The organism is Paenibacillus glycanilyticus (genome assembly GCF_051200795.1).
Classification (GTDB): domain Bacteria; phylum Bacillota; class Bacilli; order Paenibacillales; family Paenibacillaceae; genus Pristimantibacillus; species Pristimantibacillus glycanilyticus.
The window spans coordinates 722,940-737,128 of the sequence record NZ_CP195155.1 but is presented as its reverse complement, the minus strand read 5'-3'; the positions used below and the strand labels follow the sequence as shown (position 1 = coordinate 737,128).

At 48.8% G+C, this 14,189-nt stretch carries 17 protein-coding genes and 1 riboswitch; of the genes, 5 read left to right on the top strand and 12 right to left on the bottom strand.

Annotated elements, in window-relative coordinates; genetic code table 11:
- Positions 1–4 precede the first annotated feature (4 nt).
- The 3 genes from ACR9FF_RS03480 to ACR9FF_RS03470 all read right to left on the bottom strand — a co-directional run bounded on the left by ACR9FF_RS03480 (position 5) and on the right by ACR9FF_RS03470 (position 3,195).
- Positions 5–883, bottom strand: a complete 879-nt coding sequence (locus ACR9FF_RS03480) for a carbohydrate ABC transporter permease (RefSeq protein ID WP_435169034.1) — start codon at positions 881–883, stop codon at positions 5–7.
- A gap of 35 nt (positions 884–918) precedes the next feature.
- Positions 919–1,803, bottom strand: a complete 885-nt coding sequence (locus tag ACR9FF_RS03475; protein ID WP_435169032.1) for a carbohydrate ABC transporter permease — start codon at positions 1,801–1,803, stop codon at positions 919–921.
- A gap of 72 nt (positions 1,804–1,875) precedes the next feature.
- Positions 1,876–3,195, bottom strand: coding sequence for an ABC transporter substrate-binding protein (locus ACR9FF_RS03470; RefSeq protein ID WP_435169030.1), 1,320 nt, complete (start codon positions 3,193–3,195; stop codon positions 1,876–1,878).
- Positions 3,196–3,315: 120 nt separating this feature from the next.
- Between ACR9FF_RS03470 and ACR9FF_RS03465 the strand changes: the two genes are divergently transcribed.
- Positions 3,316–4,800, top strand: a complete 1,485-nt coding sequence (locus ACR9FF_RS03465; RefSeq protein WP_435169028.1) for a sensor histidine kinase — start codon at positions 3,316–3,318, stop codon at positions 4,798–4,800.
- 33 nt (positions 4,801–4,833) lie between these two features.
- Entirely contained in the window at positions 4,834–5,520 is a 687-nt protein-coding gene (locus ACR9FF_RS03460; RefSeq protein WP_435169026.1) for a response regulator transcription factor, read from the top strand.
- A gap of 44 nt (positions 5,521–5,564) precedes the next feature.
- On the opposite strand, the gene ACR9FF_RS03455 is transcribed toward ACR9FF_RS03460, so the two are convergent.
- From ACR9FF_RS03455 to ACR9FF_RS03435, 5 genes are all read right to left on the bottom strand, one after another.
- Entirely contained in the window at positions 5,565–6,527 is a 963-nt protein-coding gene (locus ACR9FF_RS03455) for a phosphotransferase family protein (RefSeq protein WP_435169024.1), read from the bottom strand.
- Between the two features lie 39 nt (positions 6,528–6,566).
- On the bottom strand, positions 6,567–7,469 hold the full coding sequence (locus tag ACR9FF_RS03450; RefSeq protein WP_435169022.1) for an aldo/keto reductase: 903 nt from the start codon (positions 7,467–7,469) through the stop codon (positions 6,567–6,569).
- Positions 7,470–7,497: 28 nt separating this feature from the next.
- Positions 7,498–8,055 (bottom strand): DUF2812 domain-containing protein, encoded by a 558-nt coding sequence (locus ACR9FF_RS03445; protein WP_127498165.1) that lies wholly within the window; start codon positions 8,053–8,055, stop codon positions 7,498–7,500.
- A gap of 5 nt (positions 8,056–8,060) precedes the next feature.
- Complete coding sequence (locus tag ACR9FF_RS03440) at positions 8,061–8,390, bottom strand: PadR family transcriptional regulator (protein ID WP_116394466.1); 330 nt, start codon at positions 8,388–8,390, stop codon at positions 8,061–8,063.
- 189 nt (positions 8,391–8,579) lie between these two features.
- Positions 8,580–9,179 carry a DJ-1/PfpI family protein gene (locus tag ACR9FF_RS03435; RefSeq protein WP_435169019.1) on the bottom strand — a complete coding sequence of 200 codons (600 nt, stop codon included), beginning with the start codon at positions 9,177–9,179 and terminating at the stop codon, positions 8,580–8,582.
- Between the two features lie 52 nt (positions 9,180–9,231).
- Positions 9,232–9,311, bottom strand: a riboswitch (ZMP/ZTP riboswitch).
- 134 nt (positions 9,312–9,445) lie between these two features.
- Here ACR9FF_RS03435 and ACR9FF_RS03430 point away from each other — a divergent pair.
- Entirely contained in the window at positions 9,446–10,159 is a 714-nt protein-coding gene (locus ACR9FF_RS03430) for a glycoside hydrolase family 25 protein (RefSeq protein WP_435169017.1), read from the top strand.
- A 42-nt stretch (positions 10,160–10,201) separates the two neighbouring features.
- Here the strand turns inward: ACR9FF_RS03430 and ACR9FF_RS03425 are convergent, their stop codons facing one another.
- The 4 genes from ACR9FF_RS03425 to ACR9FF_RS03410 form a co-directional block, all read right to left on the bottom strand.
- Positions 10,202–10,618, bottom strand: a complete 417-nt coding sequence (locus ACR9FF_RS03425) for a hypothetical protein (protein ID WP_127498158.1) — start codon at positions 10,616–10,618, stop codon at positions 10,202–10,204.
- A gap of 90 nt (positions 10,619–10,708) precedes the next feature.
- Positions 10,709–11,272, bottom strand: coding sequence for a glutathione peroxidase (locus ACR9FF_RS03420; RefSeq protein WP_435172026.1), 564 nt, complete (start codon positions 11,270–11,272; stop codon positions 10,709–10,711).
- A 164-nt stretch (positions 11,273–11,436) separates the two neighbouring features.
- Positions 11,437–11,925, bottom strand: a complete 489-nt coding sequence (locus tag ACR9FF_RS03415; RefSeq protein WP_435169014.1) for an NUDIX hydrolase — start codon at positions 11,923–11,925, stop codon at positions 11,437–11,439.
- 6 nt (positions 11,926–11,931) lie between these two features.
- The gene (locus tag ACR9FF_RS03410) at positions 11,932–12,168 is read right to left on the bottom strand and encodes a hypothetical protein (RefSeq protein WP_435169012.1); all 237 of its coding nucleotides are present in this window, start codon (positions 12,166–12,168) and stop codon (positions 11,932–11,934) included.
- A gap of 376 nt (positions 12,169–12,544) precedes the next feature.
- Here ACR9FF_RS03410 and ACR9FF_RS03405 point away from each other — a divergent pair, with 376 nt between their 5' ends.
- Together ACR9FF_RS03405 and ACR9FF_RS03400 are read left to right on the top strand one after the other, a co-directional pair.
- Positions 12,545–13,342 carry an ABC transporter permease gene (locus ACR9FF_RS03405; RefSeq protein WP_435169010.1) on the top strand — a complete coding sequence of 266 codons (798 nt, stop codon included), beginning with the start codon at positions 12,545–12,547 and terminating at the stop codon, positions 13,340–13,342.
- A 10-nt stretch (positions 13,343–13,352) separates the two neighbouring features.
- Positions 13,353–14,171, top strand: coding sequence for an ABC transporter permease (locus tag ACR9FF_RS03400; protein WP_435169008.1), 819 nt, complete (start codon positions 13,353–13,355; stop codon positions 14,169–14,171).
- The last annotated feature ends 18 nt before the right edge of the window (positions 14,172–14,189 follow it).

Here is a 14,189-nt window from a genome sequence, read left to right as displayed (position 1 = left end):
ATGTTCACCCTTTAACCGCGCCAGCGGAAATGCCCTCTACAAAGTGGTCCTGGGCCAAAAAGTAAATAATTATAGTCGGTATTATCGCGCACACGGCTGCCGCCATTAACGGTCCATACTCCGTCGCATGTTCGGATTGGAAATGCTGCATCCCAAGCTGAAGGGTAAACAGGCTGTCCGAATTCAAGTAGATTAAGGGACCCAGAAAGTCGTTCCAGGAATGCATAAAGGTAAAGATCGTCAAGCTCGCAATCGCCGGACGAATAAGCGGAAGGATAATACGCGCATACACCCCAAATTCGCTTAATCCATCGATTCTGGCCGCCTCCGAGAGTTCTTCCGGAATGGACATAAAAAACTGTCTGAACAGAAAGACGCCAAACGGGCTAAAAGCTCCGAGCAGAATGAGCGACCAATGCGAATCCATTAATCCGATTTTCTTGATTAACACAAATTGGGGAATCATCATGACCTGATAAGGCACCATCATCGTTGCTACATATAAGAAGAACAGCTTATCGCGTTCCGGAAACTTCACTTTGGCAAAGGCATACGCAGCCGTTGAGCATGTAATGATCTGCAGCAGCGTGGTTAGCACGGCGATTTTTATCGTATTGAGGTAATAGGTGAAAAACGGAAGCTCTGTCCATACCTTGCTGTAATTCGACCAGAAAAAATGACTTGGAATCCACTGAATCGGAAAACTGAATATTTCCGCTTCCGACTTCACCGATGCGGACAGCATCCACAGGAAAGGAACGACCATCGACAGGGCTACGGCCGTGACAACGGCGTAAAACGCTGTTTTTCTAAACCATTGTCCAATTTGCTGGCGCCTTGCTATTGTAATCATTGTCTGACTTGCTTCTACTCGCGTGCTCATTACCGGCTTCTCCCCTCTCTAACCCGCTATATCCGTCAGGAATAATTCACCCATCGTTTTTGGCCTCTGAATTGAATCAGCGTAATGACGAGGATGATCGCAAATAGGACATAGGCCATGGCAGAGGCATAGCCATATTCGTAACGTTTGAAGGCTGTATCGTAAATATCGTATACAAGCATATGCGTTGAGCGGCCCGGTCCTCCCTTGGTCAAAACATAAACCAGGTCGAATACCTTGAACGAATTGATAATGCCCATAATAACCGTGAAGAAAATAACCGGCGACAGCATCGGCATGGTAATATTGCGGAACTGGGATACCTTGCCCGCGCCGTCAATTTCCGCCGCTTCATAGAGATCCTTCGGAATTCCTTGCAAGCCTGCCAAATACAAGACCATGTAATAACCAATGGAATGCCAGATACTGACGATAATGACGGATAGGAGCGCCCATTGCGTTGACGCAAGCCATGCGGGAGGATTAGCAATGCCGAGGCTTCTCAGTAATCCGTTTATCGGTCCCATGGTCGGGTTATAGAGCAGCTGCCATACGACGGCTACGGCAATGGTTGCTGTAATGTGAGGCAGGAAAATGGCCGTTCTAAACAGCTTAACGCCTTTTATCCCTCTGTTAAGGGCGACTGCGGCCAAGATAGCAAGAATCAACGTAGCGGGTACGAAGACCGCCGTCATAACCAAGCTGTTAATCAAGGAGATCCGGAACGTGTCATCGCTCCAGAGGCGCGTATAGTTTGATAATCCGGTAAATTTGATTTCGCCGAATCCATTCCATTCGGTAAAGCTTATCAGGAAGGATGCGCAGACCGGAAAGCAGATAAAGATTAAGAATCCCAGAATGTTGGGAAGTAAAAACGTATACCCTGTCAAACGATTACGCCTTAACGCTTTACTCGACATTTCCTCACCTCATTTGAAGCAGCCGGGCTCTGCTCTTCAAGCAAAGCCCGCCTTCTCTGTTCTGTGCGTTCCTTATTTTCCGGATTTGTAATCGTCGGCGTATTTATCAGCCCATTCGGAGGCTATGCGCTGACCAATCTTGTCGATGGCCTGTTCGGCCGATTGAGCACCCGTTAAGGCCAGCTCCCCTTCTTGCAAGTACACGCCTTGCACAAGAATGTTTTTGACGCCCGGCAGCAGCGGATATTCCGGATATTCCTTTTGCTCGACGAAGTAGTGAATGTTTTTGGGCTTCAAGCTGCCATCGCCAATATAGATCTTGCGAATATCGTCATTCATGTAGCCGGTGAGGAAGCCTTTAGCCGCAAACTGCTCTGCGCCTTTCGCGCCGCTCATGAATTGAACCACTTTAAAGGCCTCTTCTTTATGCTTGGAATCTTTATTTACCATCAGAGATACCGGAGTAGCCAGGCTTGTATTGGCAGCTACGCCATCCGGATGCGGGATAGGCACAACATCCCAATCGAAGTCTATCTTTTTCTCCGCCTCGGCTTGTCTAAGCTGAGCAACATGCCAGTCCCCGATCAGGTTCATCGCAACATTGCCTTTCTGGAAGGCGGAGTTGTAATGAGCCGAGGTCGAAATTTGCTCCGCCCAGCCCATAATGGAGCCGTCCTTTTCCAGATCCATCCGGAATTGCAGCCCTTCCTTAAACGGTGTTAGATCCTTGTCGATAATGGAAGCGCCAGTCTGAACGCCCTGCATATACCAGGTTTGCGCCCAAGGCTGCAGGAACGCGCCGTAAATTTTATTCGCCCCTTCGCCTTTGGTCATTTGTTTGGCCAGCTCGCGGAATTCGCTCCAGGTCATGTCGTCTTTCGGATAGGCTACCCCCGCCTGATCGAATAGCGTTTTGTTGTAGTACAGCATCCAGTTGGATTTCCGGTAGGGAAGTCCGTATACTTTGCCGTTTACTTTCAAGGAGTCGTATAGCGGACCATAACCGGAGACGTCAACGTTTTCTTGCTTGATATAGTCATCGAGCGGCTCCAGAATGCCCGTGTCCAGGAATACGTCCATGTTGCCGCCGAACAAATCGATATTGTCCCCGGAGGAGAGCTGCATGCGAAGCTTTTCGTAATATTGCGCTTGCGGTATAGTCGCGAATTCGACTTGAATATTAGGATTTTCCTTGCTGAACTCCGCATAAGCGGCCTTGAACGTTTCCAAATCATCCTGGAGGACCGTGGCCTTCAAGTGAACGACCTCCGTCTTATCCTGCGCAGAAGAAGCTGTGCTGTTGTTGTCTGCTGTCTGCCCGTTAGAACCGCAGCCGGCCAGCAACCCCATCAATAATGAGCCCGTTACGGCAAGCTTTAAACTTTTCCTCATTGACACTCACCCTTTTTTTGATATGATTTGTGTGCGTTTTCTTAATTTGAATATTACGTAAATGCCGGGCTGGCCGATAGATGAATGTTTTATACCCCCACTTTGCACGAAGAGAAGGAAGTGACTTTTTTGCTGTTCATTACGCTCTTGCTGCTCATCTTCACGATTTTGTTTACGTATAAAAAGCTAAATCACGCCTCGACCCGCTTCATGTACGGCATTATTATCGGCTGGGTGCTTTCTTTCATCTCGTTCACCTTGTACCTTAGCAAATTCAATTATTACTTTAATGTCATTCACAGCTTCTTCGACTTCAGTCCCGGAACCTGGAACTATCTTGTATTAACCCAATTCAATCCGAACTGGCTTATCCGTATTCTGAATATCGGAGTCGGACTCTTCTACTGCTCATTGCTAGGCTTCGCCATAGCCTTTACGCATAGCCTTGGCCCGAAGAGTCAGAGAATCGGCTACGCGAGCATCCTATTCTATTTTGCGATTCAAACCGTCTACTTTGATCCTTCCATTCAAATCTCTTTAAGTAATGAAATACATCATCCGCTAGTGTTTAACTTGATAGAAACCGTCTTGAAATGCCTTCGCTACCTCATACTTTTTGTTGCGTTTGGCTTGCTGCTCAATTATTATTTGAATTATCCGAAAATTAGGTTCATTAAAAATTTGACCTTATACCATGTCCTGCTCTTTATTCCGCTTGTCGTCATCCATCTGTTTCTTTTCTCATGGGCCCCGAAAGTACTGGTGAAAGCCACCTATTTGAAAGGGTATTACAACTATTTGCAGCCGCCGTTAAGCTATCAATCCATTCTTCTTCCGGTGTTTCCGTATGCGATTTATTTGATTCTATTCTTGATGATCTATATGGTCTATAAGTTTCATTCGATAGAAAATTACCGCAAAAATCGCGATATCCAAATCAACAAAAGCATTGATACGGCCACTCTCGGTACGCGAGCTTTTACCCATGCCCTGAAGAATCACTTGATCGGCATTCAATCTGAGGCGGCTTATCTAAAAGAGCGCCATCGGGCTGATCACGAATCCTCATATAGCCTAGATTTGATCCTTGAATCTTCTCATGCAGCGTTAAACAGCATCAACGACGCCGCTGAAAAATTGAAAAATATAAACTTGAATCTGCAGCCGATGTCTATCGACCTGCCGGTACAACAAGCGGTTGCTCGGCTATCCGAGCTGAATGTCCGCTGCAAGGTGGAGACTTCGCCAAGTTTGTCGCCAGCTATTTGCTATATAGATTCGAACCATTTGAGCGAAGCCATTTATAATCTGCTTCTTAATGCCAGCGAATCCTTGCAATTCCGGGAGGACGGCCATATCGCTATCGAAAGCAGCCGGCAGAACGGCTGGGCGCTTATCCGGATTTCAGATAACGGTCCCGGCATCGCGGACGAGCATTTAGAGACGATCTTTGATCCTTTCTTCACCACGAAAGCTTCGGTAAACAACTGGGGAATCGGCTTGTCCTATTGCCATAAAATTATCCTGGGGCATGACGGCAAAATTGTAGTAGACAGCAAAAAAGAGGCGGGAACAACCTTTACGGTGTTCTTGCCGATCATTTAGATAGAGACGCAGATGAAAGGGGATTTTTGTACCATGACACAACAAACCATCCGTATTCTCATCGCCGATGACATGGAAGCCCATCTTCGAAGGCTGGAAAGAACCTTTGCAAGGCATGATGAATTTATATGCGTGGCGCGTGCTTTCTCTGGACATGATGCGCTCCTCCAGGCCGGCCTGCACCAACCCGATGTCATTCTCATGGATATCGAGATGGAATCCCAATATGCGGGTATTCAAGCAGCAAAATTAATCAACGAGAAATACCCGCATATGAAAATTATCGTCCTCACGGTTCACAAGGATGAGAATTTCATTTTTGCAGCTTTCCAAACCGGCATTACCGATTACTTATTGAAAAACGCAGCCGACATCGAGGTTCTGGACGCTGTCCGCGCGGCCTACATGAATGCCTCTCCCATCCGCCCGATGATTGCCGAGAAAATCCGCGAGGAATTTGCGCGTGTGAAACGAGCCGAGAACAGCCTGATCAATATTATTCAGATCATTTCCGATCTTACGCCAAGCGAGCTGCAGGTTCTAAGGCTGTTATGCGAGGGAAAGAAACGGAGGCAAATCGCGGAGGAACGCTGCGTCGAATATGAAACGATAAAGAAACAGATTAATTCCATTCTGCGAAAATTCCAAATGCCCGACTCGGCGATGGTCATTCAGACGATTAACGATCTTCGCATATTCGAGGTCATAAAGAAGCTCTAAAAAAAGCTGATGGCGGCTTACTAACCGTCATCAGCTTTGCTATTCTACAGGGCTTGCAGCTGCTTATAGCCCTCTGCGAAATTCTCGTAAGCCCACTTGATATGATCCTTGCTTTCGTATTTACGATAAGTGCATTCAATGGCCATGATGAGATCGAGATAGAAATCGTACAACACGCGTCTTCTCTGCTCGGACTCGGTTAAGCCGTTAATGCCGTACCCCTCGCAGAACGCGCCTAAAGTACTCTTCGCGAAGCGGCCGAAATAAAATTCGCTGAGCGGATCGCCCCAGAAGGCGCGCTCGAAGTCGATCAGCCCGGAGATTCTGCCTTCATGGACAAACACGTTACCATCCCACAAATCCCAATGGATAAGCGAAGCTTCCTTAACTACTCCCAACAGTTCTCTGTAGCGAAGCACTTCCTTCTCGATTTCCGTATAGGACACCGGCAGCTCGACGCCTGCATCCTTGCCGTCGGCCAGCACATCCGCCATCATACCCTCAAACGCTTCCGCCCAGTTATCCTTCCTGCGGCCCTCCGGTTGAAGCGACCCAAAGAAGCTGTTCTTATAGGCATTAATGGAACGGCTGTAGCCGCCAAGCTCGCGTGCGATGGCCTCCCGCTCCTCCAATGAGAGAGAGTCCCTTATTTTATTCATTGCCGTTCCTTCTACATACTCCATAAAAAAATACTCCGCCGGGATGATCGAACAAGCAGCATCGTACGCATAGACGCGCGGAACAGGAAGTCCTGGCGTGTCCGCGACGAGGCGCATGGCTTCTACTTCCGTCCGCATCATGTTCTTCTCGTAACGCATGACCAGCTTATCCGCGGAAGGCGCAATCTTCAGGACAGTCTTTCGTCCATCCCCCAGCACAATCGAGTAAGCCATGTTTGCCCAACCGTCCGTTAGCTCGCTAACCGAAATATAAGCCTGTCCAAAAGTCTCCCGTACGATCGTTTCGATCTCCTTGTCATTCAACCTGTACTTGTTCGCATTTTCCATTGCGCCTGACAACCTCCGGATCTTGGAATCGGGCTTAGCTTAGCGGTGAACCTTGTACACGCCCGCTTTGCTTAAGCGGCGAATAAGCTGTACTTCTTCGTCCGTCAACGGTGGAATATCCGCGGCAGAGATATTTTGCAGAAGCTGCTCGCGGGAGCTTGCACCCGGAATCGCCACAGCTACTGCCGGATGGCTGAGAGAATAACGGATCGCAAGCTGCGACAGGCTCCGTCCTTCCGATGTCAGCTGCTCCAATTGCCTGCGAAGCTCAAGAAGCTCATCGAGTTCATAGTCCAGCACGCCTTTGGACGGCTGGCGGTTTGCCGCAAGCGCGCCGCTTGCAACAGGCCCACGCGCGATCAGGCTTAGCCCCTTTTCTTCCAGCAACGGGAGCACCGTTTCCTCTGCCCGCCGGTCCACGATGCTATACTGATTCATAACGCTAACGATGGAAGACCGCGAAGCATACTCCCGAATGACATTCGGACGGATCGAGGAAATGCCGTATTCCCGGATTACGCCCTCCCGCTTCAATTGCTCGAACGCTTCGATCGTCTCGTCAATCGGATCCTCGATCGTCCCGCCGTGCAGCTGGTACAGATCGATGTAGTCCGTCCCCAGCCGTCTAAGGCTGTCTTTCACGGCGGATAAAATATAAGCCTTCGAAGGATCCCAAGCCCAGCCCTCCTGTCCGGCTATTCTCCGGTTGCCGACCTTGGTCGCCAGCACCACCTGCTCACGGCGTCCCCGGATGGCCTTGCCGACAAGCTCTTCGTTCCGGCCGCTGTCATACAGATCGGCTGTATCCAGCAGGGTTACTCCCCGCTCCAAGGCTTCATGAACAAGGGAAATGGCCTTTTCTTCATCCGTACCCAGCGACATGCAGCCAAGTCCAATCTCCCCTACGTATAATTCCGAACTGCCCAATTGATTTTTTCTCATAGCAGATTTGCTCCTTCCGTTATCCAGGTTAAAGTTTAAGCGCATTTACTTTCTTCTGCATCCTCCAGCAGCCATACCCCAATACGCCGAACAGGAGCAGATAAAGAACTGTCACCGGCAGGCCTATCGTCCACAACCTGTCGCCGCTGAAGAAGTTCCGCAGATTAACCATATTGGCAAGCATGATTACGAGGTTAACGAGCATCATTACGGCCATAACTCCTTGCAGTCTTTTGTACAGCTGAATCAAGGAGTCGCGGTCCGTATAGAGCCGAGGCTCCTCCCCGGGCTGCCATTCCCTGCGAAAATAATGCCAGAGCGAGCCGTAAGAGCTGACATATTCCCAGCCTGCGTCCTGATACAAATCAATATACTCCTGAAACTTGCTGCTTCCAAGTTTTTGCCCGGTCTGGTAATCCAGTCTGTACGTATACCGGACCGATTCATCCTTCGCGAAGAAGCTGCTTGCCATACTCGCCTTCTTGAAATGCATTCCGTCACGGGACATCTCGTTAAGCCATTGCTCTTCCTTCTCAAAGTTCCAGCTCATCGTCAGCCGGCGCCGCTTAATCAGCTTGTCGCTCATCCGCCTCACCCTTTCTTCGTAATCAGAGCTTGTCGCCCTACGTTCAGAAGCTCTTCCAGTCTTGCGATCTCCGCTTCGACTACCAGCATGCCGTTCTCCGTAATGGCATACATTTTGCGGCGCGAGTCCGCTCCCTCCGGAACGGGATATTGCTCAATCAGCCCTTTGCCCAGCAAGGTATTAAGCGCCGTATATAAAGTTCCTGCACCAAGCTTTACGCGCCCGCCGCTTCTCTTCTCGGTATCCTGCATAATGCCGTATCCATGTGATGGCTCCGTATAGAGAACGATCAGGATATAATAAAACGCCTCGGTAAGCGGCAGCATCTCTTTCATGTCTTATCATCCTTCCCACCACTCGAACTATATCGTCTGTCGATATATCTTATGCTTATATATTAAGTCTCGATATATCGACTGTCAATATATTTTATGGAAAATTTATCAAAACAAATCTCACAAAAAAGAACATGCCGAGAATCTCGACATGCTCTGATAGGTTTCTTTCATCATTGCCAAAGTGCATCAGGAATGCTCTTTTGGCACCCAATCGTATTCCATTAGTTTTGCGGTATGCAAGGCTCTCTCCTCGCCAAGAAGGCGGCTGATGACATAGAGTGACATGTCTATGCCGGCCGAAATGCCGGCGGACATGACGATTTTTCCGTTATCCACATATCTGGCGGTCTCGGAGATTTCGGCGGATGCCGGAGCGACCTGCCTTAACTCCTCGGTTGCAAGACGATTCGTCGTCAGCTTCAGCCCTTCCAGCACTCCCGCCTTCGCAAGGAGCAGCGCACCCGTGCAGACGGATAGCAGCAGCTCCGACTCGTCAGCGCATTTCCTGATCCAATCGGTCAGCACCTTGTTGTGCATTTCCTGACGGGAGCCCCAGCCGCCGGGAATAAGCACGATATCGGGCTTGGGACAGTCGTGAATGGTATAGGCCGGATTGACGCTCAGATTGCCTAAGGCCGTAACGGGACTGTTATTCTCCGCAACGGTGAACACATGGAAATCCTGCCCGCGATTGCTGCCCGTAATAAACACTTCAAACGGTCCCGTAAAGTCCAGCACTTCAACGTTGTCATAGATCAGAATAGCTACATTCCTTCTCTTCTGCATCCGCTTCATCCTCCCCAATAAAAAAGAGCATCGCCTCTCTTCACGAGAAACGATACTCTGCCCAGGCGTACGGCTCATGACATATGTGCTCCCTCGTGGTTCTCCACGTTTACGCCAGTTGCACATACCAGATATTTACTTTTATCATAAACCGGGCATATGCGCGGGGCAAGTTAAATTTTGCGGAAACAAATAAGGACATGCTGACGTCTATGTATCGGAATGTTCAAAGTAAAATTAAGGGCAGGAACAAAGGATAGGTGGCTATGAAGCTAAAAAGATGGCAGATAAGCACCGCATGTATACTGCTGATCTTCGTGATCGCCGGTGTATTGGAATATAAGGGCATCATTTGGCATAACAACCTGTTCGCGTCTAAATACAAGATTCGGGGAATCGATGTGTCCCACTATCAGGGCGAGATTGATTGGGGCAAGGTTGCCGGCAGCGGCAAATGGCGGTTCGTCTATATCAAGGCAACCGAAGGAAAGGATATGACGGATAAGGACTTCAAATCGAATTGGGAGCAAGCCAGAAGCCAAGGGATGAGGACCGGCGCTTATCATTTTTTCACGACGCAGAGCACCGGCGCCCAGCAGGCGGCGCATTTTATCGAAGAGGTACCCAATGAGTCCGCCAATCTCCCGCCTGTTATCGATATCGAGATTGCTCTTGATAAGGATGTCGCCCTCATTCAGCGGGAACTGACCATCCTCTCCAGCCATCTGGAGGAGCATTATAAGCAGAAGCCTATCTTGTATGTCACTTACGATACCTTTAATACCTATATAGCAGGCAGCTTCAAGGATTACGAAATCTGGATCAGGGATATCGTCAAGCATCCGCGTTTACGAGGTGACCGCAGCTGGTTATTCTGGCAATACAACAACCGGGGTCTTATCCCAGGCATCGACTCGTACGTCGATATTAACGTTTTTAACGGAGACTACGAGCAATTTAAGGCAAGGTTTGAGCGCTAAAAAATAGAAGCCGAAACTTCTTGGGAAGCATCGGCTGACGGATTACTTTTCGATTTTATAGGTAAACTTCCACTCGGCCGTATTCCCCGAATACCTGCCGCGGTTCTCCGTCACAACGACCTTCAACGCTTTATTGACGGTTTTTGTGATAGAAGATGCTTTTACCGTATCATTGGCTGAATTGCTATCGGGAATTTTATCCTGCTCTTCGGCATATGCCTTCAGCTTAATGCTGTCCGTCGATTTCAAGCTCAGGGTGATACTTTTGTTTTTTTGTACTTCCTTGCCGTTCACGTAAGCCTTAGTCAACCACTCGTTACCGACATGGTTATTCTCAACCAGCTCCACGCTGACAAGCGTTACTTTGAATTTGGTTGTTTTGTCCGAAGCCGAGACCGGTTGCATAAGCAGCGCAAAAACAGCAGTAACCGCCATAGCTACCTTCAAAAGCTTGCTCAATGCGAATGCCTCCCTCAAATTTTTCTACAGAGAAACTTCTCCGGGACGCATGTTTATCCTGCCTCTTTACTATTTTCGCAATAATTAGACTTATTGCTCCGAGGATAATGCCTCCTCGATGGCCAGTTCCAAATCGGCTGGCTGCGTCGTAGGTTCGAATCGGGCGATAACCTTACCTTCCCGGTTAACAAGGAACTTGGAGAAATTCCACTTTACGCCGTCGCCTTCATACAGGTCCGGATGATTCTGCTGGAGAAAATTCTTCATCCACAGCTCATCGGAATTACCCGCGTCAAAGCCCCCGAAAGGCGCCTGCTCCGTCAAATACTGAAAGAGCGGATGAACGGATTCACCGCGGATCTCTACCTTTTCAAACAGCGAGAAGGTTACTCCGGCATTACGCCGGCAATGCTCTTCCACCTCCGCATTGCTCCCGGGCTCTTTGCCGTTGAACTGATTGCACGGGAAACCCAGTATTTCGAAGCCGTGCATCCAATATTTTTCGTACAAATGCTGCAGGCCTTCGAACTGCTTGGAATAGCCGCATTGGCTTGCTGTGTTTACGATTAGAAGAACCCTGCCGTAAAAAGCAGACAGATGAATAGACTCCCCATTTATCTCATTAACCTGAATGTCATAGATGGACTTGTTCATCATTAATCCCTCTCCCCTTTTTTATATTTAATCCATCATATAACCAAGAAGCCTATTTGAATAATATATAAAAACAATAATCTTCATAGGCAATTTCAATAAAGTATATATTGGAAAAAAGGCTTATAAAAAGCCTTCTCTCTCCATGAACTTCACAGCTTCTTTCAGATAATCCGGTCGCGCATCAGCATAAAAAGCTTGGCGTGATTATCGCCGCCGCCCGCCACTGCTTTTTCCATAATATCCAGCGCTTGTGTGGCAGACAGCCATTGAACGGACATTCCGAGCTGTTCTTCGGCTTCCGTGAGAGCAGCCTCACCCGCGCCATGCCGCGCTTTTGCCAGATAACAATGCGAATGCTGCAGAAACCCGTTCCGATTCTTATGCTCCTCCACAAAACCAAGCCTGCAGATTACATCCGCTTCGCAACCGGTCTCCTCTTTTATTTCCCGTACAAAAGCATCCTCGGGGGACTCGCCTTCCTCCATTCCACCGCCGGGCAGCTTGTAGAGATCAAGCTCGGCCATATACATCATCGCAACTTGTCCATGATCGTTGAATAGCACTCCCCTTGCGGCATAACGCGAGACGATATCCAGATACGCCAGGTCGCCTCCTATAAGATCACTGTCGGTTATCTTTAGGTTTAGCATGATCCCTTATCTCCTTTTTAAACTTAATGGTTCAGGCAGCTGATTCCCTTCGTTTTTAAAGGCATTAAACTTCTTGACCAGGTCCAGGTAAGCCTGCTCCCGGTCTTCGCCAGTTCCCTTCATCTCCTGCCAATCCTTAACGCTTGCTTCCCACGGGATGCCCGCTCCTTTCCGGCAAATGTATTCGATCGGATAATCATCCACAGACCAGTTCTTTTCATGGTCACGCCTTTTTCTAAACACATATCGCGCTCCTTCAATCAGCAGTGCCATGCAGAGGCTGGGAATAAGACTATTAACGGCATTATCGGGATTAAAGTGCCTCGCAGAGGAATAAATGCCGTCGCATATTAGGAAAAGCATTAAAGCATACAAGAGCCATCTCAAGCCTTTGGCCAGCTTCCTAAACCGTTTAAAGTTCAACAAAGTTAAATAAAATGCCACGATAAGAATGATCAGAATCATTGCCACTTCCGTTACGCCTCCCCTGCAATTTTAGGCCGAACCTTATAAATAACTATATTAAAAATATCCGTAGCCTGCGGGATTGAAATCGATTAATATAAGAGCATTGTAATTGTAATATTTTACATATCAAGTCACTTTTAAGGGGGTTAATATGCTTCAAGCTTACTGGTACATAACGAAAATGAAGCTTCTCGTTAATCTGACTTACCGGTTTGAAGTGTTCACTTCCGTTGCAACCAATCTTATTCTGATGCTGGCTTCCGTATTCTTATGGCAGACGGCTTACAAAGGCGGCTCCGGATCGGTAGAATCGCTTAGCCTGCAGGATATTACGACCTACACCATTCTCTCGATCATTATCTCTACCATCTTCGTATGCGACGTACAGAATACCATCTATTACAAAATACGGGAAGGCCAAATTGTGACCGACTTCTACCGTCCTATCCCTCTTTTTGCCTGCTACCTGGCCGAAGATATCGGAGAAATGCTCAGCTCCTTGTTAAACAGGGCGCTTCCGCTAGTCGCATTTGCCTCCATCTTTTTTGGCATTCCGTGGCCCGCTTCCTTCGGGAGCTTCCTGCTCTTCCTTCCAAGCTGCCTGTTAAGCTACGCCATTCTATGGCTGCTTAGCGCGCTTATCGGACTGATTGCGTTCTGGGTGATGGAGCTTGGCAACATGGGGAATGTCAAGGACGCTATCGTCCGCGTATTGTCCGGCAGTATCGTGCCGCTGTGGTTTTTCCCGGAATCGGTGCAGACCGTCTCGAAATTTCTTCCGTTCCAATACACGTACCAGACTCCGCTCGGCATTTATATCGGCAACACAAGCATGTCCGAAGCTTTAACCTCCATGGCTGTTCAAGCCGTCTGGATCGCGGTATTGTATCTGATCCTGGCAGCCGGTTGGGCGCGCACGAAGAAAAAAACGTTAATCCAGGGAGGGTGAGAACGTCCTTATGGTATCTACGATCAAGCATTATGTTTCCGTCGCTTCCTGCTGGGCGCGTCTCGCCGTGCAACGGCAGCTGGAGTATCCGCTGTTCCTGTTCAGCTGGCTCCTCATGATTCCGATTCAATACTTCTCCGGCATCTGGATGCTCAAGATTATCGTCGACCGCTTCCAGGCGCTTAACGGCTGGGATTTCCCGCAGCTTACCTTTTTGTATGGACTTGGCCTGATCAGCCACGGCATTTTTGTCGTCTTCTTCATCAATACGTGGAGTATCGACCATATGGTCATCAACGGCGGCTTCGACCGTCTTCTGCTTCGACCGATGAACGTTTTCTTCCAGCTCGTTGCGAGCTACGTGAATTTTATCGGGTTAATCGATTGCATACCGGGCGTTATCATCTTCCTCTATGGGGCCGATATCGCCGGCTTTGACTGGACCCTCGCGAACATCGGCAAGCTGATTCTCGTGCTGATCGGCGGTATCCTGATCCGTGCCGCGCTGTTCACCAGTCTTGGAACGATCGCATTCTGGACCAAGCGCAACGGCTCCATGGTTGGCTTCGCCCTGACGATGCTCGAGCGCGCAACCATGTATCCGCTTAGCATGTATCCGTATTTCCTGCAGGCGTTATTCACCTTCATCATCCCAATCGGCTTCATCAGCTTCTATCCTGCCGCGGAATTTCTGAATGCGGACAGCGGCGGCCTCGACCTCCCGCTAAGCTTTGCGCTGTGGACACCGCTCGTGGGCGTGATCTGCTTCCTGATTGCGGGCGGCATCTTTAAATTCGGCATGAAAAATTACGAGAGCGCAGGCTCTTAAACCATAGGGGGATCTGAC

Excerpts from the sequence above, each read along its gene's own strand:
- ACR9FF_RS03480 (WP_435169034.1), bottom strand. The coding sequence starts at position 883 with ATGAGCACGCGAGTAGAAGCAAGTCAGACAATGATTACAATAGCAAGG.
- ACR9FF_RS03475 (WP_435169032.1), bottom strand. The coding sequence starts at position 1,803 with ATGTCGAGTAAAGCGTTAAGGCGTAATCGTTTGACAGGGTATACGTTT.
- ACR9FF_RS03470 (WP_435169030.1), bottom strand. The coding sequence starts at position 3,195 with ATGAGGAAAAGTTTAAAGCTTGCCGTAACGGGCTCATTATTGATGGGG.
- ACR9FF_RS03460 (WP_435169026.1), top strand. The coding sequence starts at position 4,834 with ATGACACAACAAACCATCCGTATTCTCATCGCCGATGACATGGAAGCC.
- ACR9FF_RS03455 (WP_435169024.1), bottom strand. The coding sequence starts at position 6,527 with ATGGAAAATGCGAACAAGTACAGGTTGAATGACAAGGAGATCGAAACG.
- ACR9FF_RS03450 (WP_435169022.1), bottom strand. The coding sequence starts at position 7,469 with ATGAGAAAAAATCAATTGGGCAGTTCGGAATTATACGTAGGGGAGATT.
- ACR9FF_RS03445 (WP_127498165.1), bottom strand. The coding sequence starts at position 8,055 with ATGAGCGACAAGCTGATTAAGCGGCGCCGGCTGACGATGAGCTGGAAC.
- ACR9FF_RS03440 (WP_116394466.1), bottom strand. The coding sequence starts at position 8,390 with ATGAAAGAGATGCTGCCGCTTACCGAGGCGTTTTATTATATCCTGATC.
- ACR9FF_RS03435 (WP_435169019.1), bottom strand. The coding sequence starts at position 9,179 with ATGCAGAAGAGAAGGAATGTAGCTATTCTGATCTATGACAACGTTGAA.
- ACR9FF_RS03430 (WP_435169017.1), top strand. The coding sequence starts at position 9,446 with ATGAAGCTAAAAAGATGGCAGATAAGCACCGCATGTATACTGCTGATC.
- ACR9FF_RS03420 (WP_435172026.1), bottom strand. The coding sequence starts at position 11,272 with ATGAACAAGTCCATCTATGACATTCAGGTTAATGAGATAAATGGGGAG.
- ACR9FF_RS03415 (WP_435169014.1), bottom strand. The coding sequence starts at position 11,925 with ATGCTAAACCTAAAGATAACCGACAGTGATCTTATAGGAGGCGACCTG.
- ACR9FF_RS03405 (WP_435169010.1), top strand. The coding sequence starts at position 12,545 with ATGCTTCAAGCTTACTGGTACATAACGAAAATGAAGCTTCTCGTTAAT.
- ACR9FF_RS03400 (WP_435169008.1), top strand. The coding sequence starts at position 13,353 with ATGGTATCTACGATCAAGCATTATGTTTCCGTCGCTTCCTGCTGGGCG.